The organism is Agathobaculum faecis, assembly GCF_014287995.1.
Lineage (GTDB): Bacteria > Bacillota > Clostridia > Oscillospirales > Butyricicoccaceae > Agathobaculum > Agathobaculum ammoniilyticum.
Window position 1 is genome coordinate 172004 of record NZ_JACOPL010000007.1, and the last position, 25159, is coordinate 197162.

Below are 25159 nucleotides of genomic sequence, written 5' to 3' on the forward strand. Positions count from 1 at the left end.
CTATTATTTATATCAGAAAACGCGCGCGGAAGCAAATACAAAATTTGAAATGCAAAACGAGAAATGGTGAGCATGAAAGAGAAAACAAGAGATAAACGGAGAATATTGTGGATTGCAGATAAAATTTGAAAAAACCGCTTGACTTGCCGGAAATGATATGTTTTAATAGATATGCTCGCTTGGAGCGCATGAAAATGTTGTCAAATTACTTTTGATATAAAAAACGGAGGAAGAAAACATGTCTACTTTTATGGCTAAGGCAGAGACTGTCGAGCGTAAGTGGTATGTGCTGGACGCCGCGGGCAAGCCGCTCGGCCGCACCGCCGCTACCGCCGCCATGCTGCTGCGCGGCAAGCACAAGGCTGAGTTCACCCCCCATGTTGACTGCGGCGATTTCGTTATCGTGATCAACGCGGACAAGGCGGTTCTGACCGGCAAGAAGCTCACCCAGAAGTATTACCGCCACCACACCGGCTGGGTCGGCGGCCTGAAAGAGGTCCAGTACAAGACCCTGATGGCGGAGAAGCCGGAGTTCGCGATGCAGCTGGCCGTTAAGGGCATGCTGCCGAAGAACTCGATCGGCCGTCAGTCCGCGACCCGTCTCAAGGTTTACGCGGGCGAGAACCACAACCATCAGGCGCAGAAGCCCGAGAACTGGGAAAAGTAAGGGAGGAACCAACTGATGTATACACCTAAGAAAGCTTATTTCTACGGCACCGGCAGAAGAAAGTCCTCCGTTGCCCGCGTTCGTCTGTTCCCGGGCGGCACCGGCGAGATCAAGATCAACAACCGCACGATCGACAACTACTTCGGCCTTGAGACGCTGAAGATGGTCTGCCGTCAGCCGTTTGAGACGACCGGCACCGCCGGCAAATTCGACGTGGAATGCACGGTTTCCGGCGGCGGCTTTACCGGTCAGGCCGGCGCGATCCGTCACGGCATCGCCCGCGCGCTGCTGCAGGCGGACGCTGAGCAGTACCGCCCCGCGCTCAAGGCGGCGGGCTTCCTGACCCGTGACCCGCGCATGAAGGAACGCAAGAAGTACGGCCTCAAGGCTGCACGCCGCGCTCCGCAGTTCTCCAAGCGCTAACGTCTGTATTTCCGCAGAACAGGCAAGCACCCGAAAGCCAAAGCTTTCGGGTGCTTTTTTCCGTCCGTGCGGCAAAAAAATTTGACTTCGATTGAAAAACATGGAACCTTAGGCGGGCGCGCTCCGTCAAAAAGGCACAACGAAAAAGGAGGAGACTCGTATGAAGAGAATCATAGCAGGCGTTCTTGGCGCGATGCTGCTAGGGACGGCCGCAGGCGCGGCGGAACAGCCCGCAGAGCCATACCAGCCGCAGCCCTATCGGATCACGGAGCAGGCGGAGATCGTGGAGGTGCATACCTCGGTTCATGAGGGGGATATCACGCTGGTGCCGCGGATCACCGTTAAGACCGACACCTGGGATGAATTGACGCTCATGCTGGGCGAGGATACCTTTCTGGCGGACGCGCGGGATGGCACGGTAAAGCGTATGACCGATGTAAGCGGCCAGACAGACGCGCTGCAAACCGGTGACACCCTGCTTGTCACCTATGAGCCGGAGATGACCCGAAGCATCCCGCCGCAGACCCATGCGGAACTGGTCGTCACCCATCCGGACGAGGGCGTTACGCCGCACCTGCTGGATGTGGAGGTGTTGTATCGCGATGAAACGGTGCGCTTCCTGACCGATAACGCGGGTTTGGTCGTCAGCGTGGACGCGCAGACGCCGGTGCAGACGCTGTATGGCGAGGCGGCGGAGGCCGCGGACCTGCATATGGGGGCAACGGTCGTCGCTTGGTATGACATCGTGGCGTTGTCCATGCCCGGGCAGACGGCCGCGCAGAAAGTCGTGCTTCTGCCCCAGCAGGACCGGACGTTTACCATCCTGACTGGCGGCGATATTGCAATCGCGCAGGGCCGTGTGGAAAATGGCGTGGCGATGGTGCCGGTGCGCGCGGTCGCGGAGGCGCTGGGCTATACCGTATCCTGGGATGGAGTGGATGAGAGCGTTCGGCTCTCACTGGACGGAAGCGCCGCAGCGGATATCTGGCTGGGAGAGGACCGGTACAGCTTGGGCGACGGCGGCAGCGGCCTGGCGCTGGGGGCGGCCTCCTACGAAGTGGATGGCGTGAGCTGGGTGCCGGCCGAGGTATTCACGCGGCTGGGTCACTCCGGACAGGCGCTGACGGGAAGTGTCATGCACCTGAGCGGAAGAATGGAATAAGCGGAAAAGGCGCGGGGCATCCGCGCCTTTTCTGTTTGTGCGGCGACATGCCGGCCGGCCGTTAAGATGCGGTTAATATTGTCCGCCTTCGGTTGACAGGGAGGGACGCCGCCGCTATAATAAGGAAAAATGCCGCGAAAGGGACCGCATAAACCAGGAATGACACCGCTGACAATCCTGCGGACGAACAGTAAACCACACCGATAAGGAGTAAGCAAGGCATACCTGTCCCCTTGGAGGAAGGGGCGGCGGGGCATGCCTTTTTCTGTTGTCTGCCCTGCACGCGGCTGGGAGTGTTTCCATGAATCTGGATAAAAAAAGAACGTTTATCGTCAATACCCTGTATTTCGGCATCATGCTGCTGCTCGCGGTCGTGCTGCTCAAATACGCGCTGCCGCTGCTCGCGCCGTTCGTGATCGGCTTCGTGCTTGCCTATCTGCTCAAGCGGCCGATCCGCTTTGCCTCGCATAAGCTGCATATCAGCCGGAAAGCGGCGGCGATCGCGCTGGTGCTGGTATTTTACTGCACCATTGGGTTGCTGCTGGCGCTGCTGGGGATCAAGGCATTTTCCGCTGCCGGAGACTTCCTGCGTGGGCTGCCCGGCTTTTACACCGCGCGGGTGGAGCCTGTGCTCATGAGCATTTTCAGCGGAATTGAGCAGTCCGTCCTGAGTATTGACGAATCCCTGATCGCTTCCATGGAACAACTCTGGGGGCAGTTCGTGGAATCGCTCGGCCAGCTGGTGTCCAGCCTGTCCGCCGGAACGATCAGCGTGCTGTACAGCCTGGCGGGTTCCCTGCCCGGGCTGTTCATCAAGCTCCTGCTCATGATTATTTCCACGTTTTTTATCGCTATGGACTACGACCGCATCACCGGTTTCTTTATCCGTCAGATGAGCGAAAAGGCGCAGGAGGTGTTTTGGGAGATCAAGACCTATGTCACAGGTACGCTGTTCGTCTGCATCCGTTCGTATGCGCTCATCATGTCGATCACATTTGTAGAGCTGTCCATCGGCCTGACGGTCGTCGGGATCGAAAACGCGGTGGTGATTGCGCTGCTGATTGCGGTCTTTGACATCCTGCCCGTGCTCGGTACAGGCGGCATCATGATCCCATGGGCAGCCATCACGGCGATACAGGGCGAGTTCAAGCTCGCGCTGGCGCTGTTCGCGGTATATATCGTGGTCACGATCATCCGCAATATCATCGAACCCAAGATCGTGGGCAGCCAGCTTGGCCTGCATCCGGTGGCGACGCTTGCGAGTCTGTTCCTCGGCGCACAGCTGTTCGGCGTGGTCGGCCTGTTCGGGTTCCCGATTGGCCTGTCGCTGCTACGCTACCTCAATGAGCAGGGGACGATCAAAATATTCAAATAGGCTTTGCCGAAAAGCATGCACCTCAAAAGAAATGACCGCCCGCGGGCGGTCATTTCTTTTGAGGTGCGGTCAGCGGGAGGTGGACGGGGCGGGCGCTTTGCCGAGCGTGCGGGTGTAGCGCGCCATGCGCTGCACGACGAATACCGCCACGATCAGCTCGGTCACCGGCATGGCGAACCACAGCGCCCCGGGCGCGGCGAACGCGGGCAGCGCATAGATCAGCGCGCCGCTGATGACAAGCCCTCGGGCGACCGACACGATAAACGCCGCGCCCGGCTTCATCAGGGATTGGAAATAGTAGGTGGAGAAGATGTTAAGCGGCAGCAGCAGGAACGAGATGCCATAGCTGCGCATGATGGCGGGCGCGGCGGCGAGCACGCTCTCGGTCGGGGACATGAACACGCGCACGAACCCGTTGGGGACGGCGAGCACCAGCGCGGTCCAGAAGACGCTGAAAAACGCCACAGCATACAGCGCATAGCGCAGCGTCTGCCGGATACGCCGCCATGCCCGCGCGCCGAGGTTGCGCGAGAGAATGGGCTGCGCGGCCTGTCCTACGCTGTACGCGCAGCACTGGACAAAGGTGCTGATATTGACGATTATGCCGTAGACCGCCAGGCCGTCCGTGCCGATATAGCGCATGATCTGGCGGTTGAACAGCATGGTGAGGATACCCATGGCCACATCGATGAAAAACGTGGAAAAGCCGGTGACAAGGATTTGCTGGGTCTGGAGCAGTATCCGCTTCGGGCGCACCAGCCGCAGCGTGCAGCGGCGCGAAAAAAAGTGCGTCAGCATCACGCAGAAAGAAATGCCCGCGCCGATCGCGGTCGCCAAGCCCGCGCCGAAAATGCCCATATCGCAGGCGAATACGAAAAACCAGTCGCCAAAGACGTTGAAGATACCGCCAGCCAGCACGCCTGCAGTCGCCAGGGCGGGGCTGCCGTCGTTGCGCAGGAATGCGGCGAGCATCTGGTTGAACAGGAAAAATGGAACGGTGAATTTGATGGGCAGCAGGTAATCCTGCGCGAGTGGGAGCAGCGCGTCCGACGCGCCGAACAGCCGCAGCATGGGCGCGTCGAAAAACGCGACGATGCCCCACCAAAGCACGGAGAACAGCACCGCAAGGCCGAGCGCGGCGGTAAAGTACTCGTTTTCATCCTCGTGCCGCATACCCTTGCTGCCGCGCAGCGTGGAGAACAGCACCGACCCGCCGATGCCCGCCAGCAGGCCGAAGCTGTAAATGATGTTCCATACCGGCGCGACCACGGCCAGGGCCGCCGTGCCATCCGGCCCCTGGTACTGGCCGACCACCGCCATATCCACGATGCCGTAAATCGAGCTGATGAGCGCGCTGCCGAACGCTGCGGCCAGATACCGGAAGTACAGCGGACGAATGCTGTCTGTCAGCAAATTCATGTGTTTGAACCTCCCTTTGCGGGCGTTAAAAAAGCCGGATAAGGAACAGGCATCCCAGCCTGTCACCTTATCCGGCTTATCATTTCCCGCGAATGACTCGCCCTCCGAGTGAGCGGTATCATTGTAGCACGGGGGGATGGTAAAGTCAAGCGGTGGTTTTATTCATCTGTGCGCAGCCGCTCGACCACGCTCAGCCGCGCGGTGCTGCGGTAGGTGGCGAGCGGGATGAGCAGCCCCAGCGCGGCGAACACCGGTAGCAGCAGCACGAGGGGCAGGATGGAGAATTTATAGGTGAAGAACCAGAACACGGTCGAGCAGCCGGCGCCCACCAGCGGCCCGAGCGTCACGCTGAGCGCAAGACTCAGTGCGAGCGCGAGCAGGGCGTAGTACAGCCCCTCGAGCATGAGCATGCGTTTGAGCTGCTTTCCGGTCATACCGATAGCCTGCAAGACGGCGAACTCGTGCCGGCGGGTGATGATGCCGGTCAACACCGCGTTTAAGAAGTTTAAAACGCCGACCAGACCGATGATCAAGCTCAGTGCGAGGCCCAGTGTCAAGAACATGGTGCGGAAGCTGTCAAACTCGGCCTGATAGGTCGCCTTGCTCTCGTAATCGAACAGCGGCTGCACGTTTTCGGTGTAGTCCTTGAGGAAGGCCTCCATGCTGCCGTCCGTGCCGTCTGCTACGTCGAACACATAGGTCATGACCGAGCTGGTCTGCGTGTCACGCTTGAACTGCTCCGCGCCCATCACGAACTCGTCCGCGCCGTAGTAGCGGTAGTCGAGCGAGTGGGGGACGAGTACCGCGGCCACGACCGTGTATTCCGCGTCGCGGTAGGTCTTGGCGCGCGAGCTGATGCCGCGCCCACTGTCATAAGCCGCGTCCACCTGCTCGGGCGGGATGATTTCGCCGGTGTCCGAATAAAAGTACTCGAGCTCCTCCACATAGCGCAGGCGAACCTTGTCACCCACCTTCGCCCAGTTCGAGCCCTCTTGCGCGTCGCCGTAGTCGTCGGACATATAAACCGCCGCGACCGCGTTGGCGGTGGGGTCGGCGAGCGCGGACAGGTCGCCCTCCAACACTTCGAGTTTGGAAAGCGGGAAATCCTCCATGCCGTAAAGTTGGACGCGGTCGGCCAGCAGGCCGTTTTCGTCGCGCTCCTCATCCGCGACCATGAGGTCGAGCGTTTCTGGAGAGTTCCATTGCCCCCAGCTCTGGCGGAACCAGTCCTCGGTGACGAACTCCTGCACGTTCGACACCTTGCCGTAGATGCGGCCCGCGTCCGTGACGCCGCCCTGTGCGTCGATGTCCGCAATGACGTTTTCCGGCACCGCCTCATCGGTCGAGGTAAAGCCTGCGCCGGTCTGGAAGTAGGCCGCGTCGCCGACGACGAAATCGACCGCCGACTTGCTTGAGAGGTACTTATCCATGTCAAAGCCGATGGCGAAGGTGTAGGTGAGCTGCATGAGCACCACCGCGAGCGCGAGCGAAAGGACGGTGACGACCGTTTTGCCGCGGCTGCGGCCGAGGTTCATCCACGCCATGCGCGGCAGCCTGGCGCCGTAGGCCGCGCGCTTTGCCGCAGTGTGCCGGCCTGTTGCCTTTTTCGGCTTTTTCGCGCTTGCGTCCGTGTAGCGTACCGCCTCGACCGGCGATACGCGCGCGGCCATTTTGCCCGGCTTGCGGCAGGAGATGCGTACGGTGATGAGCGAGAATACGGTTGCAAACACAAAGATGAGCGGGCTGAGGGACACAGTCTCGTGCATCCCGTCCAAGCGCGAGATGACGACCGGCACCAACCCCGCGCCGACGAAATACCCGCCCGCAAGGCCGATGGGGATGCCGACGAGCGAAAGCAGGTACGCCTGCCGCCGGATCATGCGGCGAATCTGCCGGCCGGTCGTGCCGATGGTCTTGAGCAGCCCGTAAAAGCGGATGTCGCCCGTGACCGAAATCTGGAACACATTGTAGATGATGAGATAGCCGGTGAAGATGATGAGCGCCAGCATGGCGGCGATGGCGATGACGGTCATGGGGTCGGCCTGCGCGGCAAGCTGCGCGCCCGAATAGCCCCAGTTGACGCCGATGCCGATATAGTCCTCCTCTCCGGCGTTTTCGCACTGATAGCCGTGGTTTGCGAGGATCTGCGTCAGGTCTTCGCGGATGTGCAGTGAACTGGCGAGCATCACGTCGAGCGACCAGGTACCGGTCGCGGTATAGGGGCTGCCCGTGGACAGGGCGCACAGCTCGTCGGCCGCCGAGCGGGGCAGCAGGACGTGGGAGGCGGTAATGGCGCTGTCGTACTCCCACCAGCCGCAGAGCGTGAACGTGCGCTCGACCACATGCGCGTCCTCGGTGTTGCCGTCGATGGCGATGGGCAGGGTGAACCTTGCGCCGATTTTAGGCTCCACGCCCAACAGGGAGAGTACGCGGGTGTCGGCCGCGGCCTCGTCCGTACCCTCGGCGGGCAGGCGGCCCTCGACCGGCTCGATGAAGTAATGTTTGGCCTGCGTCGGGTCCATGTAGCTGACCTCGATATGGCTCTTGTTAAACGGCGGGTCGTCGCTCGTCATGCCCACCATCAGGCGGGTGCCGGACTCCTGGATGAGGGGATCGTCCCGCAGCTCGGCCACCTGCGCTTCGGTCAGGTCCTTGAACGTGCCGTGGTTGTCGCCGCCCGCCTGCCGGAAGTTGCCCTGCTGGAACGAGTCGTTGATGGACATGGCGATGGTGAACAGCGAGGTAAACAGCACGGTCGTCAGCGCGATGGCGATGACCGCAATGATGTTGCGCGTTTTCGCCGCCTTGAGGCTGCGGTCGGACAGGCGGCGGATGCACCTTTTGTTGGGAACGTTCAGCATATCGCGCGCCCCCTTACGAATGGACGATGCGGCCGTCCTCGATGCGGACGATCCGGTGCGCGAGTTGGGCGATCTCCTCGTTGTGGGTAATCATCACAATGGTCTGGCCGAACTTCTCGCTCGTCACCTTGAGCAGCGCGAGCACGTCCTGGCTGGTTTTGCTGTCCAGGTTGCCGGTCGGCTCGTCCGCCAGGATGATGGCGGGCTTGGTGGCGAGCGCGCGGGCGATGGCCACGCGCTGTTGCTGGCCGCCCGAAAGCTGGCTGGGCAGATTGGACAGCTTGCTTTCCAGCCCCAGCGTGCGGATGATCTCGTCCACATAGGCGCGATCGACCGTGCCGCCGTCCAGCTCGATGGGGAGTACGATATTTTCGTACACGCTCAGTACGGGAACAAGATTATACGCCTGGAACACGAACCCGATGCGCCGGCGGCGGAAAATGGTCAGCTCGTCGTCCTTCAGCGCGAAGATGTCGTTCCCGTCCACATAGACCTTGCCGTCCGTCGGGCGGTCTAGCCCGCCGAGCATGTGCAGCAGGGTGGATTTGCCCGAGCCGGATGTGCCGACCACCGCGACGAATTCGCCGTTTTCGACCGCAAGGTCCACGCCGTCGAGCGCGCGCACCTCGGTATCGCCCGCGCCGTAAATCTTGCTCAGGGCCTGTGTCTGTAAAACCTTCATAAAAGGAACCTCCCGAAAAAAGTCTGTATCGCACCCTTGGGTACAATACAGACGATACCATGCAATTCTGTCGAGAGCCTGTCGGAAATCTAACAGTTTTGTTAGATTGCTGGAGGAAGCGCTCCAGCGGGGGAGTTTCACGGCCTGCGCACAGTTCCTCGCCGTCCACAGACGGCGAAATTTTCCAGCCCGCGAAGCGCGGGCAAATCATCCGTGCCAGTGGGCCAAACATGCGCTGCATATGTGCCATCATGCGCTTCCGCGTAGCGGCAACCACAGCCGCTACGCTTTGGGCAAAAACAGTGAAAACGTGCTGCCTTCCCCAAGGCGGGAGGCTACCTTGATATACCCGCCGTTCGCCGCGGCGATTTCGCGGGCGAGATACAGCCCCAGCCCAACGCCCTGCTCGCCCCGCACGGCGGGGGAGCGGTAGAACCGCTGGAACACCCGTCCGCATTCCTCCTCGGCAAGGCCGATGCCGGTGTCCGCCACGTCGATGCGGCAGAACAGCTCATAGGGCGTGACCGACACCGTGATGCAGCCGCCCGACGGCGTGTACTTCACGGCGTTGTCGATCAGGTTGCCCAGCGCCTCCTGCGTCCACTTGGGGTCAAAGCGCGCCGCCGCTGCCGTATCCGGCGGCGCAAGGAGCGCAACGCCCTTTTCCGCAGCCTTAGGCGTGGCTTCGCGCAGGGCGGCGGAAACCAGCGCCTGCACGCTGGCTTCCTTCGGGTGTACCTCGATCGCGCCGGTTTCCAGCCGGCCGGCCTTGACCAGTGACGCGATGAGAAACTGCAGCTTCTCGGCCTGCGCGGTGAGCTGCGCGACGCAGTCGCGGCAATCCGGCGGCAGGTCCTTGTCCGCCAGCAGCCCAGCGTACAGCAGCAGGTTCGCGATCGGCGTTTTGGTCTGATGCGAGATATCCGCGATCAGCGCCTGCACACGCGCCCGATCCTCGGCAAGTCGCGCGGCGGACGTGCCGCTTGCGTCCAGATACCGCTTGAGCCTGGCCTCGACCGCGGACAGGCGGCTTTCGTCAAAATGCGTGGGGACAAACGCGCCGCACACCGCGTCGTCCAGCATGCGGTCCAGGCTGTTCATGGTGCGGCGCAGGCGCAGCCGGTCGTAAACAAGCACGGCCAGCGCCAGCAGCACGGCGGCCAGGGCGACATACTTCATGTCTCCACCGCCCAACTGTACCCCACGCCGTATACGGTTTTGATGGGTGCGTTTTTGCCCAGCTTGCGCCGCAGCCGACCGACCGTGACCGACAGCGCGTTCTCGTCCACATAGTCCGCCCCGTCCGTCCAGATGCGGTCGAGCAGCGTGTCGCGCGGCAGGGTATGCCCGCGGTTTTCGACGAGCAGGCGCAGCAGCCGTTGCTCGGTCTGCGAAAGCTGGAGCGGCCTGCCCTCCACGGCGAAGTCCAGCCGGTCGAAATCAAAGCGGAACCTGTCCTGTTCGAACACAGCGGGCGCGGCGGCGGGGGCGTTGCGGCGCAGCGCGGCCTCCACGCGGGCGCGCAGCACGGCCAGTGAAAAGGGCTTGGTGATATAGTCGTCCGCACCCAGCGTCAGGCCGGTCACGATATCGGTTTCCAGGTCGTTCGCGGTCAGCAGGATGACCGGCGGGCCGCCCGTGTCGCGCGTCTCTTCGAGCAGCGCCAGCCCCGAGCCGTCCGGCAGGTTGATATCAAAGATGGCAAGGTCGAAGGTTGCGGCGGCGAGCGCCCGCCGCGCGTCCGCGCAGCCGGATGCCAGCGTGCAGGCGTGCGCGCCGCCCAGCGCAAGCGTCAGCCCGCGGCCGAGCGCGGGGTCGTCCTCAACGATCAGGATGTGTTCCATGGCAATCACCTCACGCTCCCCATTGTAGCACAAACAGAGCGCGCTTAAAAGCGCGCCCTGTGAAAAATGGTTTAGGAATGGATGTGCAGCGCGCGGCACACGCTTTTCCGTGTCACGCGGTACACGAGATACAGCAGCGCGGATACCGCCGCGACCACGATCAGGCACGCGCCCATGCCCGCCAACTCGGAACGGGTAAAGCCGAGGGGGTCGCCGTTGAAGTACATGATCATCATATAGAATATCCAGATCAATCCGGTGCCGACCAGCGCGGGGACGAGGAACACCCGACTGATCTGTCCGCGCACCGAGCGGAACAGATAGCCGTTGGACGCGCCGAGGTGTCGCAGGTCGTCATACACGCGGGCATTGACGAGCGCGATGGTCATGCAGCGGGTAAATGCGATGACGATGACCGCCGCAAAGCACACGATGGCGATAAAGATGAACAGCATGAGGAACACCGCCATGGTGGTGACGAAGTCGTTCTGGTCGAGGATGCGGAACTGAGGCATGTATTTCCAGTAGTTGCGGAAGCCGGAGGAATCGCGGTCGCTGTACTCCGGCGTGAACAGGCCGCGGGAGGCAGCCGCCTCGGGGGAATAGTCGTAGACCTCGCCCGCCTGTGCGGCCAGCGCGGCCGCTACATCGTCGTAATAGTCCCCGACCTCGACTTCCGGACCCGAACGGTCCACAATCTCATCAAACAGCGCCTTGGCGAAGGGATAGCTATTCTCCACATCCGTCACGTTAAAGAACACATATTCCTCGCGCCATACGTCGGTCAGCCCCTCGGTGAGCACGGCGTAGTCTATATCGTCCAGCACATAGCAGCCAAGCAGCATGGTGTACCGCAGCGGCTCGATCGGGGTCACGTCCAGCTCCGCGCCGGTCGCCATGTTGGTCAGGTGGGTTGCGTCGCCGCCCGAAAGATAGCCGCTGCCGCCCTCGTCGTCCAGAATGTTGGCGCACGCGCCCGCGGGGATATCCACGTCCTGTCCGGTCAGGGCGTTGTACGCGCTTTCCGAGAAAAAGGTTGCGCCGTGCAGCAGCTTGGCATATGCGGTCGTGTAGGTGGTGCCGAAGCCGGTATCCGTCTCGATGGAGTAGGTGCCGTCCTTGCCCAGTACGGCCGCGCCCTGTTGCGCCCAGGAGGTGATCTCGACGTTTGTTTCCTCCGCCAGCGCCTGCACCTCGTCCCGTTGGGGCAGGGACTGGTCCGCGCGCCAGTGGTATTCGTAGTCGATCGGGCGCGCGGCGTAGGCGTTTTCCGAGCTGGTGGACAGCATGGGCGCGTAGAACGAGGCGAAGTACGCACCCGCGATCAGCAGGGTCATTACCAGCATGTTGCGCACGGTCTGGCGGCCCTGGAATTTCATCATGGAGACGGAGATGATGTGCTTATAGCGGTTTGCGCCGCGCCTCCAGCCGTTGACCACTGTGTGCAGCAGCACCATGTACAGGCCGGCAAGGGCGGGCAGGTAGAAGAGCGCGTCCACCGCGCCGGGGGCATACCAGTGTAGCACCTTGACGAAAAACGTCGGCATCATATAGCCCAGCACGGCGCCGAGCAGCATCAGCAGGATGCCGGCCGGTCCGTACCAGCGCGGCACCGTGCGGATGGGTTCGGATTTATGGGATTCCTGCACGATGTCGATGATGTTGGTGCGGCGGATGAAGCGCGCGGCGAGCGTGAACAGCATCACGACCACATAGGCCGAAAACGCCAGCGCGAGCAGGTAGGCCTGCGGGTCGAACGACAGCGGCATCTCCTGCGAGTCCACAAGGAAGGTGCGGAAGCCCTGCCAGACGGCCCACGCGAGCGGCGCGCCCAGCGCCGCGCCTGCGGCGCACGAGCCGAACGCGATCAGAGTAAGCTCCTTGACCAGCTCGCGGCGGAGCTGGCCGCGCGACGCGCCGAGCGCGAGGAATACGCCGGTCGCGCGCGATTTCTGGCGGAAAAACAGCCCTGCGGCATAGGTGGTGAATACCGCGCAGCCCAGCACCGCCAGTACAAACACCATCACAACCTGCTTGCGGCTGTCGCCGCCCTCGGGCAGAATGGTGAGGATGGTGGGCGAGCGCATCATGCACGCATAGGCAGTGATGAGCAGCACGGAAAAGAAGCAGCACCCCGTGAGCAGCCCGTACTGCCCGCGGTTTTTGCGGCGCAGCGCCGCGTAGACTTCGGAAAAGGTTTTCATCGTGATCACGTCCCCCTATACTACTCCGCTGACATTTCGCGGATGGCGTCCAGCAGTTCGTCCTGAAACGCACCGCGCGCCTTGTCCGCGCGGGCGAGTACGCGCCATACCACGCCGTCGCGCAGGATGACCACGCGGTCGCAGAACGAGGCTGCGAACGAGTCGTGCGTGACCATGAAGATGGTCGCGCCGAGTGCCTGCCGCGCCTGCGCAAAGCTGTCGATGACCGCGCGGGAGGACTTGGAGTCCAAGTTGCCGGTTGGCTCGTCGGCCAAAATGAGCAGCGGGTGGTTGATGAGTGCGCGGGCGACCGCGGTGCGTTGCTTTTCGCCGCCCGAGATCTCGGCGGGGTATTTGTTTTTGATGGCGGTGATGCCGAATACGTCGCACAGGCTGTCCGCTTCGTTCTCCATGTCGCGTCCAGCCTGGCCGGCGATGATGCGGGGCAGCAGGATGTTTTCGCGCACGGTCAGCCCGTCGAGCAGCAGGAAGTCCTGGAACACAAAGCCCAGCTTGCGGTTGCGCACCTGCGCGAGCGCGTCCTCGTCCAGACGGGCCAGCTCCTCCCCTCGCAGGGTGATGCTGCCGCTGTCCGCGGGGATGTAACAGGAGATGCAGTTGAGCAGCGTGGTCTTGCCCGAGCCGCTTGGTCCCATCACGGCGACGAATTCTCCCTCATTTACGGCAAGGGATACGCCTTTGAGCACCTCATAGGTCGTTTTTCCGACCTGATAGGATTTGTGGAGGTCTTGAACAGATAACATAACGGATACTCCTTTCAAAAAATAACGAATTGTATTACGGCGATGGCCGCCAGATGCGCGGGATAGAACGCATAGAATACCCATTTGGGAATCTTAAGGTCAAGGCACGTGGGGAGGAAGAGGAGCGGCGCGGCAAACACGGCGAAGAACGACCAGTCGATGCAGAGGCCGCCGACCGCAAGGCTCAGCGGATCGCCCGGCATCACGCCGAGGCAGGTGATGAACTGCGCGCAGTACAGCGCCGCGCCCACGGCCGGATGGTTGCGGCACAGGTAAAAGATCAGCATGTACTGGATGCCCATACCGGAATAGTCGAAGTTCCACCAGGAAACCACGAAGAACGCCGCGAGAAACAGCCACCATTTGCGCTCCTTGAGCCCGTACATGGCGAGCAGGGACAGGAACAGCGTGCAGAAGATGTTCCAGTTTGTGAACTGGGCGACAAAGTCATGCGGGTGGAAGGCCAGCACATAGAACGGCTGGGAGATCACCGCGAACAGGCCGAGCCGGAACAGATATTTTTTAATGTCCCGCGTGTAGAGCAGGCCGACCGTCATGCAGTAGCAGAAGATCGGAAACGCGATGCGCCCCACCCAGCGGAACCAGGCCGCCTCGGGGAAGAACGCGCCGCCGATGTGGTCGATCAGCATGGCGAAAATGGCGATGAGCTTGAGGAAATTCGTATCCAGATTGGTCCTGAGCCTGGGCGCGCCCGCTTCAAACGTGGGCGGCGTGGTCAGTACGGTGCGGATGCGGGATAAAGTCAGCTTTGCAGTCATGGCCGATGTCCTCCTTTTTCTTGTCTCCAGCATACCGCGGCCGGCGGGCGAAAACAAACGGCCCTGCCAAAAATGGCAGGGCTGATGTAACGTTTGGCCGGCGGGCAGCGTGGGACGTCATAATCCGCACGTCTGCTGTAAAGTTTGGTTTGGCGAAAGGGAAGCCTTGTGATATAATTTGTTCTGGTAAAGAGTAAACAAAGGGGGGGAAGCCCATGCTTCGCATCGGCATCTGCGACGATTCAGCGGAGGCGCGGCTCGGCCTGCGCGCTATGCTCGAGCGCCTGCTGGACAAGCGCGCGGTCGAGTGCCAGATCTATGAATTTTCCTCGGGCGAGGGGCTGCTCGGCTGGATGGAAAAGCACACGGGTGAGATCGATCTCGTATTCCTGGATATCGAGATGGGCGGCCTGAACGGCATGGAAGCCGCCAAGGCCCTGCGGGAGCGGAGCGACGCCCTGCAGCTCGTATTCGTCACCGGCTACACGGATTTTGTGTTCGACGGGTACGCGGTCGGCGCGCTCGGCTATGTGATGAAGCCGCCCCAGCCCGAGCAGATCGGCGATGTGCTCACCCGTGCGCTCGCGGCGCAGTTTAACGAGGCAGACAAGGTGTTCCTGTGCCGCAATACGGACGGCCTGTTCCGCATCCCGAAAAAGTCCATCCGCTATTTCTACTCCGACCGGCGGCAGGTCACCTGCGTGACCGATACGCGTAGGCTGACCTTCTACGCGCGGCTGGACGATGTGGCCGAGGCGGTGGGGGCGGCGTTCGTGCGCATCCACCAACGGTATCTGGTGCGCGCGGGCGCGGTCGACCGCGTGGAGGGCGGCACGGTCGTGATCGGGGAAGAGAAGCTGCCGATCAGCCGGTCCTGCCAGCCCACGGCGCTCGCGGCCATCGCGCGCGCCATGCTGGAATAAGGGGGCGCGCAGATGACGGCATGGGACTTTCTTGCATGGCTGGCGACCGTGCTGCTGGGCGGCGTCCTGCCCGCCCGCACGGCGCTGCGCTTTCTGGCTGCGCCCAAGGGGCGGGTGCGCTGGATTGCGCCGTATCTGGTGCTGGGCGCGGCGCTCGGCATGCCGACGTGGATGGGGGACGGCAACCCGCTCTACTACTTCCCGTTCTTGATCGCTGCTTTTTTGATCGGCTACGGCGGCAGTCTGGCCGCGCGGCTGGTGGTGGGCGTGATTTTTTTTGAATGGATCATCGCGTGGAGCATGATCGTGGACACGCGCGCGGTGCTGCCGGGCTCGGCGGACTACTGGGGCGCGGTCGTGTGGAAGCTGGCGGCTTGGGCCGCGGTGTGGTTGCTCGTGCGCCGCGCGCTGCGGGACGGCCGGCAGATCGCGCTCTCCGGCCGACTGTGGGCGTTGCTGGGGCTGCTGGCGCTCTCGCCGCTGCTCAGCGAGCTGGCGTTCTCCCTATGGAACGTCCGCGCCTACACGGAGGAGATTGTGGACGGGGTGCTCGATGCCGCGTTCTACACGCTGCTGCCGTTCGTGTTCGTCTCCTCGGTCGCGCTGCTACTCGCGGTCGTGCTGCTTTCACGGCACCAGGCGCTTGAGCAGGAACATCAGCTCGCGGATATGCGCGAGCTGTACTACCAGGGCATCCGGCGTGAGCAGGAGCAGGTGCGCCGCCTGCGGCACGATATGCGCAACCACCTGACCGCGCTTTCCGGCCTGCTCGAGCAGGGGGAGGCCGGCCGCGCGGCTGAGTATGTGCGCAGCCTGCAGGCTGCGTCCGGCCCCTCCGGCGCCGGACGCTTTACGGAAAACGACACGGTCAATATCGTATTATCCGCCAAGGCGCGCGAGATCGGCGAGGCGGGACTGGAGGCGGATATCCGCGTCTTCCTGCCGGAAAAATTGCCGGTCGCCGACCCTGACCTGTGCGCGCTGTTTGGCAACGCGCTGGACAACGCGGTCGAGGCGGCGAAGGACGCGGTGGACAGGCACATCACCGTGCGCGCCCGCGCGGAGAAGGGGCTGCTGATGCTGCGCGTGGTCAACGCCTACGCGGGCAAGCGGGAGGAAAAGCCGGACGGGCTGTTCGGCACCACCAAGGCGGACCAGCGCGCGCACGGCTTCGGCCTGCGCGGCATGCGCGAGATCGCTGCGCGTTACGGCGGCACGCTCGAGGCGGCGGCACGGGATGGGAAGTTTGAGCTGGTGGCCTGCCTGCCCCTTGCGGAAAGTCGGACCGAATAGCTGGCAGCGCGTCATAGAAAAAAGCATCGGATGATTTTTCATCCGATGCTTTTGTGTTTTTTACCAAGCGGGTTCCGGCTCTTTTTCGCCGCAGTATTTGTGCAGGGTCTCGCGGACCGCGTGTGGGCCGCGGTTCAACTCGTTAAACAGTGCGACGACCCTTTCCCCCACGCCGACCTCGAACAGGTTGATGCCGAAGTACATGGTACTGGAAAGCAACGGGTACAGGCGCTCCTCGGTCACCTGGTCGCCCAAGCGGACCTCGCCGAGCAGCTTGTGGACGTTTCCGATCCGCGCGTCCGGACTGAGCTGGAACGGCTGACCCTCATCGTCCACGCCGACGAGATAGCGCAGCCAGCAGGCCAGCACGAGCGGGATATAGGTCAGGTGGGTCGCCCGATGCATGGGTACGGGGGAGTTATAATAGGCCTTGAGCGTTTCCCCGAAGCGGATGGCGAGCTTGCGGCTGGTGTCGGTCGCGATGCGCTGGGGCGTATCCTGCAGGAATGGATTGGGATACCGCTCGCCGAGCACCTCGTGCAGGAACGCGAACGGGTCGATCACGCCGGGGTCGGTGACGAGCGGCATGGCCTCGCGTTCGGACATGCGGGTGATCAGGTTCACCAGGTCGGGGTCCTGCATTTCGTCGCAGATGCGGGTGTAGCCGAGCAGGCAGCCGAACAGGCCCAGCGCGGTGTCCATCGGGTTCATGCAGGTGCAGGCCTTCATGCGGGCCGACTTTTCCACGATCGAGCGGCTGGTCAGGATAACGCCGAGCTGCTCGAACGCGGGATGGCCGTTCGGGAAATCGTTTTCGATCAGCAGGTGCTGCGGACGCTCGGAATTGACATAGGCCGCGGCGACCGTGCTTTTGGAGGTCGTGAAGATCTCCATGCCGCTCAGCCCGTCTTCCTGCAGCATAGCGCAGACGCGCTCGTCCGGATGCGGGGTGATCTTGTCGATCATGGAGAGCGGGTAGGTCAGCTTTTTGGTGATATAGTCAAAGTCCTCCTGCGTGATGTGTCCGTGTTCGAGCCAGCCACCGGCGAGGTCGGTCGTCATGCGGCGGAGCAGGTGGCTGTTGTTCTGGCAGTTGTCGAGCGAAACCAGCGCGACTGGCGCAAGACCGGCGCGGGCGCGCGAGAGGCACAGTGCCGTGATGCGGCCGGCAAACGTGGAAGCAACTTGCGGGCCTTGCAGGATATCCTGACCGACCGCGGGTAAAAAATGGCGCTGGTCGTCGCGCAGGACGTAGCCTTTTTCCGTGATGGTGAACGACACCATCTGCAGGTCGGGGCTGGTGAAAATCTGGCGCAGGCGGTCCTCGTCCTCGCTCATCTTCAGGCTTTCTGTGACCGAGGCGACAACCTCCTTGTTGACCGTGCCGTTGGGATACACGGTCGCGACGATCGAGAGATGGTCGCAGCTCCGGTAGCAGCGGTCGATCAGCTCCTCGTCATAGCCCTCGCAGCAGATCACGCCGGCTCGGGAAAGGCGGGCGGTCAGCAGGCGCTGTGCAAGCACAGCGGGGAAAGCGCGGAACAGGTTGCCAGCGCCGAAATGCAGCCAGACCGGATGGGCCTTGGTGTAATCGCGGGCAGCCTGGATATCATACTGCGGCAGGCGGTAGCCTTTCCAGGAAAGGTTTTGCGAAAGGTTTTCAAGAGAAAGTTTCATGGGTTCACATCCTTTGGTGTTCATAAGAATGGGAATGCGGTGTGCCGATGGATACTCATATATATAGTATACCAAAAACGCAGATGAAACAATGTTTTTTTAAGCGCGGCGGCTGCATTTTTCCATTCCGGCCGCCGCGCTGCGCTTTCTCGGAAAGGGCGGGGCAGCCCCGCCCTGCCTATGCCAGGAAGGAGCGGCTTATGATATAAAATTCCTCTTGGCTGGGCAGACGGCGCTTTTCCATGGGCTCCAGGCTGTCATCATACCGCGCCGCCGCCTTCTCATCGACCTCCATAGCGGGGCTGCCATAATATACCCAGCGTTCCCCGCCGAGTGCATGGGGGACAAGCTCCTTGACCAGCATCGCCGCGGGGAAGCGCTCGTCCTCCGTGGCGATATGGAACCGCCTGCAGCTCTGAAAGCCGCGGCCCACATAATTGGCGGGACTGCCGAAAATAACGATCCCATCATACCCAAGGGCGGCCGCACGCACGAACGAATGCTCCATCAGCCGCGTCCCATAGCCTTTCCGCTGATACTCCGGCGCGATGCTGAGCGGGCCGAACGTCAGGATATCCTTTTCCATACCCGACTCGCCGACCAGCTTGGCTTTTGTATACATAATATTGCCGATGACCTGCCCGTCCAGCTCGAGTACGAAATCCAGCTCCGGCAGGAAGTCCGCATGCCCGCGCATGCAGTGGACCAGGTAATGCTCCACACAGCCCGGGATATAAATATTGTAGAAAGCACGGCGTGTGAGCGTTTCCACGGCGGTATAGTCGCCTGCCGTTTCATTGCGTATCACCATCATGTGACCATCTCCTTTCGGTTTGTCGACGGATAAAAAGGAGCTGCAGGACGGCCGGCGTCCCGCAGCCCACTGCACGGTTCCCCCTGCCGGTCAGCCCAGTGCCTCGCGCAGCTTGTAATGCATCAGCTTGCCGGTTGCGGTGTGCGGCAGCTCGTTAACGATATGGTAGACGCGCGGCCACTTATAGGAGGACAGCATGGGGCTTTGTGCGCAGTACGCTTTGAGCTCCTCTGTGGTCAGGCTGTCGTCCGACGGGACGACGTATGCCGCCACGACTTCGCCGCGCAGCGCGTCCGGCACGCCGATGACCGCGCTTTCCGCGACCTTGGGGTGGCCGTTGAGCACGGCTTCAATCTGCGCCGGATAGATATTCTCGCCCGCGGACACAATCATGTCGTCCTTGCGTCCGGCAACGGTAACGAATTCATCTTCATCCCAGGTACCCACGTCGCCGGTGTAGAGCCAGCCCTTATAGAATTTTCGGGCGGTCATTTCCGGATTATTGAAATAGCAAAACGCGCTTTTCGCGGGGGAGGAAATGATGATCTCGCCCGGAGTCTCCCCGTCGCGCGGGACGGTATCCTCCGGCTCCGCGTGCGCGCCGTCCGCGCGGAGGGCGACCAGGCGCACCTCGTCGTCCGTGCAGGAGCGGCCGGCTGAGCCAGCCCGGGCGGGCAGGTCGAACGGACGCAGGAAAGTGTTCCAGAACGTTTCGGTGGTGCCGTAGCCGTTGAAGATATTGGGGGTCAGAAGCTGCATGTATTTTTCGCATGCGGCCTTTTCAAACGGCGCGCCCATGGTTACGATGCCGCGCAGCGCGGACAGGTCGGCGGGCGTGCGTTCCTGGGTGCGCGCGAGCATGGCGATGATGGTCGGTACGCCGATCAGGAAAGAGATGCGGTATTTTTCCGTGTATTCCAGACAGCGCTTGGGCGCGAAGTCGCGCAGGATGACGACCTCGCCTCCCGCGTACAGGGTCGGGCAGGGGCCACCCGAATGGATGCCGCCGCGGTGGAACCAAGGGGTCATATTCATCGTGCGGTCGGTCGGACCCAGCGGGAAATGCATCATCACATCATGCGCGGAAAGCACCTCGTTGACATTGTTGATCGGCACGCCCTTGGGCCGGTTGGTCGTACCCGAGGTATACAGGCGGGTGGTTTCGTCGTAGATATGGGGGGCGAAATCGACCGGCGGGTCGGTCTCCGGCTGGCCGGACACATAATCCGGATAACAGACATGACCGTCGGGCGCCTGCGCGCCGCCCCGGTAATCGACCATCACAACGGCCTGCGGCTTGTACTCGCACAGCGCAAGCGCGCCGCCGGACAGTTCGCCGAAGGCAGCGTCGTACAGGAACGCCTTGGGGCGGCTGTCGTCGATCACGAGCGCGATTTCGCCCGCGCCCTGGCGGTAGTTGACCGGACAGGCGATGGCGCCGATCTTGTGCGCCGCCAGATAGCAGAACACGAATTCAGGAGAATTGAGCAGGGCGAACATCACCACGTCATTTTTCCCCACCCCGTCCGCGCGCAGCGCGTGCGCCAAGCGGTTGGCTGCGGCATTCAGCTCGCGGTAGGTCCAGCGGCGGCCAGAGAGAGGGTCGTGCAGCGCCGGCCGCGCGCCGAAACGGGATACGTTGCGTAAAAAACCGTTCAAATAGGTGAACCGAGTCTCAAAGGTGTCCCGAAACATGGACACATCATAGGTATATTCATTCTTCATTTCAAAGGGGCCTCATTTCTGGTATCGGGAAAGGACGATGCTGGAGTTCTGCCCGCCGAAGCCGAGGGAGTTGCTCATGGCTGAGTCGATATTCGCCCGGCGGGCCTGATTGGGAACATAATCAAGGTCGCATTCCGGATCTGGATTTTCAAGGTGCAGGGTGGGCGGCAGGATACCGTCACGGATGGCTAGGATGCAGGCGATCGCCTCGGTCAGGCCGCCCGCGCCCATCAGGTGTCCGGTGGCGGATTTGGTCGAGGACATGGGGGGCGCGGTCTCGCGTCCGCCGAACACGGCCTTGACCGCCAGCGTTTCCGCCCTGTCCCCCAACGGGGTGGAGGTGCCGTGCGCATTAATGTAGCCGATGGCGGCGGGCGGCAGGCCGGCGCGTCCGAGCGCCCGCTTCATACAGGCCGCGGCGCCCGCGCCGTCCGGACAGGGCGCGGTGACGTGATGCGCGTCCGAGGTGTTGGCCCAGCCGGCCAGCACGGCGTATATATCGGCGTCGCGCGCCAGGGCGTGTTCCTCGGTTTCGATGATGAGCGCGCCGCCGCCCTCGCCGATAACGAACCCGTCGCGGTCGAGGTCGAACGGGCGGCAGGCATGTTCAGGGTCGTCGTTACGGCGGGACAGCGCCTTGGCCTGCGACAGGCCGGACACCACAATCGGACACAGGATGCTTTCCCCACCGACCGCGAGTACCGCGTCCGCCTCGCCGGTGCGCAGCAGCATGGCGGCGGTCATGATCGCGTCGCCGCCCGCGGAGCAGGCGGTGTTGAGCGTCAGGCTCGGCCCGCAGATGCCATGCGCAATGGCGATCTGCGCGGCGGCGATGTTGCCGATGGTCATAGGCACGAAGCGGGGGCCGACGCGGTGGCCCGCGTCGAACGCGGACTGTGTCTGCGCGACCGTGGTCACGCCATCCATCGCCGTACCCATCACGATGCCGATGCGGTCGGGCTCGCCCGAAACCGAAAGCCCGCTGTTCCCGAGCGCCTCCTGCGCGGCAGCGAAAGCGAACTGCATGAAGGGGTCCATCGTGCGCGCGAGCGCCTTGGGCATGTGGTCGACGGGGGCGAAACCCTTCAGCTCGGCCGCGATCTGCACGGGCAGGCCGGATGCGTCGAAACGGGTGATCGGGCCTACACCGCAGCGGCCGGCCTTGAGCGCCTCCCAGTAGGCGGCGACCCCGATGCCGATGGGCGTTACCGCGCCCATGCCGGTGATTACCAGTGTTTTTTCTGTCATACTCATTCCTCAATTTCTATATTCAGTTGATAGAAATACATGTATAGTATACCAGATTAAGCGAAAAAATAAAAGTATTTTCACCTTATAATATGTTCAATAACAAAAGCCTCCCCGCTGCAGCGGGGAGGCTGGGAAAGGAAAACTCAGGCCTTTTTCGGTTCGGCAGGCGCCGCAGCGCCGGCGGAAAGGTTGGGCAGCTTGGGCGCCCAGGTCCTTTCAGGCGGGCGGATGTCGATTGCGGGATTGAAGGCATAGTAGTTCTTCGCGTCCAGGTTCTCCTGCACGACGCGCAGGGCGTCGCCGAAGCGCTGGAAGTGTACGATCTCCCGTTCACGGAGGAATTTGAGCGGCTCGCGGACATCTGGATTGTCGATCAGGCGCAGCAGGTTGTCATAGGTCGTGCGGGCTTTCTGCTCTGCTGCAACTGCAAAAGAACAACATATCATTCGAAACAGATAGGACAAGCTGCCTCCCCTTACACTACAACCATACTGCTATACTACTTGAAAGGTCTGCTCGACGTGGAGAGCGGGAAGCTGTTCAACACGTCGAGTAATATGACTATGCAGTAGTCGTATCACATATAAGAAGATAGACGAGGATACCCGCCAGCCGCTCAAAAAGACTGTGTTCAAGATCACCAAATCCAGAGGCGAGTTTGTCAGGGAAGCCGAAACCGACGCAAACGGCGCTATCACACTGGACGGACTGCCGGCAGGCAGCTATATTGTGACGGAGATCAAAGCGCCGGACGGGTATATTTTGCAGGATACACCCAAGACCTTTGAGATCAAGGATAGCGGGAGCATGGAACTGGTGTTCACGAATAAAAAGGCATACGGATTGCAGATCCGCAAAGTCGTCAAAGGTACAAACCAGCCGCTGGACGGCTGCGCGTTTACAGTGGAAAAGGCGAATGGCGAGATGGTCGGCACTTACACCACGGATTCCTCCGGCCTTGTGACGGTTTCCGGTCTGGAGGACGGCGTCTATATTGTGACCGAGCTATCCTGTCCGGAGGGTTACCGGCTGGACCCGACCCCGCAGAACGTGATTGTAACGTCCGGGGAGCTGGCGACCGTCACCTTTGAAAATGAAAAGCTCGCCGGCGTGCGCATTAAAAAGGTCGACGCCGTGACAGGCGAGGGCGTCTATGGGGTACGCTTTCTCATCAAGGATGGGCACAACAACCTGATTGGCGAGTACAGTACCGATCAGGACGGCTACATCGAACTGGACAACCTGCTGACAGACGGCAAGAGCGAAATCAAGATCAAGGTGGAGGAGGTCGCTGCCGCGGAAGGCTATGTGCTGGACGATACCGTGCGCACGCTCCGCGTCCGGCGCGGCGAGACGACCGAGCTTGTCGTGGAAAACACCCCGATCCTTGGCCAGATACAGGTGGTCAAAAAGTCTTCGCAGGACAACCCAGTCACGAATCAGTCGAAAGGCAGCCTGCTCGAGGGCGCGGTGTTCGAGATCACCAACGCCGACATCGGCCGCGTGGTGGACACCATGACCTCGGATTCCCGAGGCATTGCCGCCTCCAACCCGATCCCACTGGGCCGCTACTATGTGCAGGAGGTGCAGGTGCCGCGGTTTTATCAGCTGAACAACGAAAAGGTAGAGGCCAAGCCCAAGGTGGAAGGCGACGTGGTGCAGATCGAGATGTACAACGACCCGGCAAACATCCAGACCACCATTGAAAAGACCGGCAACTACACGGTAGACGCCGGCTCGAATATGCGGTATGACTTCACGAACATTGCAAATAACTCGAATGTTACGCTGGACAACTTCTTCTGGCATGACCGCATTCCCACGGACGCGGTGCGCGCGGCCACGCTGACCACCGGTACCTACAATGCCCGCGTCTGGTATAAGATCACCTTTAAGACCAACATGAATGATTACCGGACATTGGCAGATAACCTGCTTTTGACTAACGCATACTCGTTCAAGATCGACAGTGGCTCACTCAAACTGGCGGCCGGCGAATATGTGACCGATATCCGCTTTGAGTTCGGCACCGTACCGGCTGGCTTCAAAATGACCGAGAAAGCGACGCTGCTGGTCTATGTGCCGGATTACATGGCGAATGGTTATAACATCATCAACCGCGCGGATTGCGGCGGCTCGTATCAGGGCGAGTGGGACAACGCTGTCAGCGCATGGGTGACTAAAATCTACCGCGCGCCCACATATACCAAGCCTACGCTCCCGCAGACTGGATTCTAAAAAGAAAGAAAGGGCTTTGCAATATGAAGAACAGAAAACAACTGCAGAGGCTGATTATGCCGCTGCTCGCCGCGCTGTTTATCGGCGCGGCGGGCGCAGTACAGGAAAGCGAACAGGTGCTGCTCGACGGCGACAAAGCAAGCTTTGAGCCGGTCAGCACCGAACTGGTTGAGATCAACGGAGTGCCGACACTCACCAAGACTTTTGAGCTGGCGCCGGACATCGATCCCGCTCTGCTCCGTGAGGAGCCGTTTTCTCAGGACGGCTACTGGTACCGCTATCAGCGTATGGAAAAGGCCGACCAGGAGATAACAGACAAAAAGCAGGCCGAGGAAACGGTCACGGTGGACGCGCCCTCCGGTGAGCTGGCGGATGTGATCGGCCAGTTCCCAGCGACACGACCATACAGCAAAGACGGCTACACCGGCGAACTGCTGCTGGACGTGCAGAGCATTCAGGTGGAGGCGACCGGATACAGCACGGTCACGGACGGCCACCCACATACCGTCACCAAAACGTATGAGCTGGCCTACAATGACCGCAGCCTTGTGCCGGAGACTGTGCAGGCAGACGGGCTGACCCTGCCGCTGACAGGCCTGAGCTGGTCTGAAACGAAAAACGTGGAGGATTCCGATGTTACCGCGGTCTGGACGGCAACGGCGACATACAGCAAGACCACCTATACGACCCGCGAAGTGGCGGACGGATACCGCGCTACAGCAGTCTACAAGGGCGAGGTGGGGAAAACCAGTGTCGGGAGCGTGGTCTACACCGTGACCTATACGGGAAACAAGATACCGGTCCTGCCCGGGCTGGATCCGGACGTTACCGTATCGCAGGTCGCGATCGTGACAGGGCTGGCAGCCCTGTTCCTGCTGGCGGCAGTGCTCTGGTATCTGCGTTGGCATATTGTCCACATCTATGTCTATAACGAGGAGCGCCGCATCCATGACGTCGTAAGCCGCTAGTATGTGCGGGTACGGATGCCGAAGTACGGCTTTCGGTTTTACAGGGGCATGAGGAAACCGAGTATACGGTCATCCTGCGCCGGCGGCTCG

The 25159-nt window shown here is 61.5% G+C and carries 21 protein-coding genes; 8 read left to right on the plus strand and 13 right to left on the minus strand.

Going from position 1 to position 25159, the window contains the following annotated elements:
• Positions 1 to 238 precede the first annotated feature (238 nt).
• The 4 genes from rplM (at position 239) to ytvI (ending at position 3627) form a co-directional block, all read left to right on the plus strand.
• Entirely contained in the window at positions 239 to 667 is a 429-nt protein-coding gene (rplM, locus tag H8S45_RS09200; RefSeq protein WP_054326722.1) for a 50S ribosomal protein L13, read from the plus strand.
• 15 nt (positions 668 to 682) lie between these two features.
• Positions 683 to 1090, plus strand: coding sequence for a 30S ribosomal protein S9 (gene rpsI / locus H8S45_RS09205; RefSeq protein ID WP_054326723.1), 408 nt, complete (start codon positions 683 to 685; stop codon positions 1088 to 1090).
• A gap of 160 nt (positions 1091 to 1250) precedes the next feature.
• Entirely contained in the window at positions 1251 to 2252 is a 1002-nt protein-coding gene (locus H8S45_RS09210) for a copper amine oxidase N-terminal domain-containing protein (RefSeq protein WP_054326724.1), read from the plus strand.
• 301 nt (positions 2253 to 2553) lie between these two features.
• Positions 2554 to 3627 carry a sporulation integral membrane protein YtvI gene (ytvI, locus tag H8S45_RS09215; RefSeq protein ID WP_186949973.1) on the plus strand — a complete coding sequence of 358 codons (1074 nt, stop codon included), beginning with the start codon at positions 2554 to 2556 and terminating at the stop codon, positions 3625 to 3627.
• A gap of 69 nt (positions 3628 to 3696) precedes the next feature.
• On the opposite strand, the gene H8S45_RS09220 is transcribed toward ytvI, so the two are convergent.
• From H8S45_RS09220 to H8S45_RS09255, 8 genes are all read right to left on the minus strand, one after another.
• Positions 3697 to 5046 (minus strand): MATE family efflux transporter, encoded by a 1350-nt coding sequence (locus H8S45_RS09220; protein ID WP_186949975.1) that lies wholly within the window; start codon positions 5044 to 5046, stop codon positions 3697 to 3699.
• 158 nt (positions 5047 to 5204) lie between these two features.
• Positions 5205 to 7907: an ABC transporter permease gene (locus H8S45_RS09225; protein WP_186949977.1), complete on the minus strand. Its 2703-nt coding sequence runs from the start codon at positions 7905 to 7907 to the stop codon at positions 5205 to 5207.
• Between the two features lie 13 nt (positions 7908 to 7920).
• Positions 7921 to 8589 carry an ABC transporter ATP-binding protein gene (locus tag H8S45_RS09230; protein ID WP_186949979.1) on the minus strand — a complete coding sequence of 223 codons (669 nt, stop codon included), beginning with the start codon at positions 8587 to 8589 and terminating at the stop codon, positions 7921 to 7923.
• 282 nt (positions 8590 to 8871) lie between these two features.
• Positions 8872 to 9768, minus strand: coding sequence for a sensor histidine kinase (locus H8S45_RS09235; RefSeq protein WP_186949981.1), 897 nt, complete (start codon positions 9766 to 9768; stop codon positions 8872 to 8874).
• Positions 9765 to 10433: a response regulator transcription factor gene (locus H8S45_RS09240; RefSeq protein ID WP_054326728.1), complete on the minus strand. Its 669-nt coding sequence runs from the start codon at positions 10431 to 10433 to the stop codon at positions 9765 to 9767. The genes H8S45_RS09235 and H8S45_RS09240 overlap by 4 nt, the downstream gene beginning before the upstream one ends.
• Positions 10434 to 10504: 71 nt before the next feature.
• Positions 10505 to 12637: an FtsX-like permease family protein gene (locus H8S45_RS09245; RefSeq protein WP_147574213.1), complete on the minus strand. Its 2133-nt coding sequence runs from the start codon at positions 12635 to 12637 to the stop codon at positions 10505 to 10507.
• Between the two features lie 20 nt (positions 12638 to 12657).
• Complete coding sequence (locus H8S45_RS09250) at positions 12658 to 13401, minus strand: ABC transporter ATP-binding protein (protein ID WP_054326729.1); 744 nt, start codon at positions 13399 to 13401, stop codon at positions 12658 to 12660.
• Between the two features lie 14 nt (positions 13402 to 13415).
• The gene (locus H8S45_RS09255) at positions 13416 to 14180 is read right to left on the minus strand and encodes a TraX family protein (protein ID WP_054326730.1); all 765 of its coding nucleotides are present in this window, start codon (positions 14178 to 14180) and stop codon (positions 13416 to 13418) included.
• 215 nt (positions 14181 to 14395) lie between these two features.
• On the opposite strand from H8S45_RS09255, the gene H8S45_RS09260 reads away from it, so the two are divergent.
• The gene (locus H8S45_RS09260; RefSeq protein WP_054326731.1) at positions 14396 to 15103 is read left to right on the plus strand and encodes a LytR/AlgR family response regulator transcription factor; all 708 of its coding nucleotides are present in this window, start codon (positions 14396 to 14398) and stop codon (positions 15101 to 15103) included.
• 12 nt (positions 15104 to 15115) lie between these two features.
• The gene (locus H8S45_RS09265) at positions 15116 to 16396 is read left to right on the plus strand and encodes a sensor histidine kinase (RefSeq protein ID WP_107630999.1); all 1281 of its coding nucleotides are present in this window, start codon (positions 15116 to 15118) and stop codon (positions 16394 to 16396) included.
• A gap of 60 nt (positions 16397 to 16456) precedes the next feature.
• Here the strand turns inward: H8S45_RS09265 and H8S45_RS09270 are convergent, their stop codons facing one another.
• From H8S45_RS09270 to H8S45_RS09290, 5 genes are all read right to left on the minus strand, one after another.
• Positions 16457 to 18073, minus strand: coding sequence for a mannitol dehydrogenase family protein (locus tag H8S45_RS09270; RefSeq protein ID WP_147574215.1), 1617 nt, complete (start codon positions 18071 to 18073; stop codon positions 16457 to 16459).
• 178 nt (positions 18074 to 18251) lie between these two features.
• The gene (locus H8S45_RS09275; protein WP_147574216.1) at positions 18252 to 18887 is read right to left on the minus strand and encodes a GNAT family N-acetyltransferase; all 636 of its coding nucleotides are present in this window, start codon (positions 18885 to 18887) and stop codon (positions 18252 to 18254) included.
• A gap of 90 nt (positions 18888 to 18977) precedes the next feature.
• Positions 18978 to 20612 (minus strand): class I adenylate-forming enzyme family protein, encoded by a 1635-nt coding sequence (locus tag H8S45_RS09280; protein WP_186949983.1) that lies wholly within the window; start codon positions 20610 to 20612, stop codon positions 18978 to 18980.
• A gap of 12 nt (positions 20613 to 20624) precedes the next feature.
• Positions 20625 to 21860: a beta-ketoacyl-ACP synthase II gene (gene fabF / locus H8S45_RS09285; RefSeq protein WP_186949985.1), complete on the minus strand. Its 1236-nt coding sequence runs from the start codon at positions 21858 to 21860 to the stop codon at positions 20625 to 20627.
• Positions 21861 to 22006: 146 nt separating this feature from the next.
• Positions 22007 to 22327 carry a manganese catalase family protein gene (locus tag H8S45_RS09290; RefSeq protein WP_407923227.1) on the minus strand — a complete coding sequence of 107 codons (321 nt, stop codon included), beginning with the start codon at positions 22325 to 22327 and terminating at the stop codon, positions 22007 to 22009.
• Between the two features lie 112 nt (positions 22328 to 22439).
• Between H8S45_RS09290 and H8S45_RS09295 the strand changes: the two genes are divergently transcribed.
• Both H8S45_RS09295 and H8S45_RS09300 read left to right on the plus strand, forming a co-directional pair.
• Positions 22440 to 24101, plus strand: a complete 1662-nt coding sequence (locus H8S45_RS09295) for an MSCRAMM family protein (protein ID WP_407925835.1) — start codon at positions 22440 to 22442, stop codon at positions 24099 to 24101.
• 23 nt (positions 24102 to 24124) lie between these two features.
• On the plus strand, positions 24125 to 25069 hold the full coding sequence (locus H8S45_RS09300) for a hypothetical protein (protein WP_147574218.1): 945 nt from the start codon (positions 24125 to 24127) through the stop codon (positions 25067 to 25069).
• Positions 25070 to 25159 lie beyond the last annotated feature (90 nt).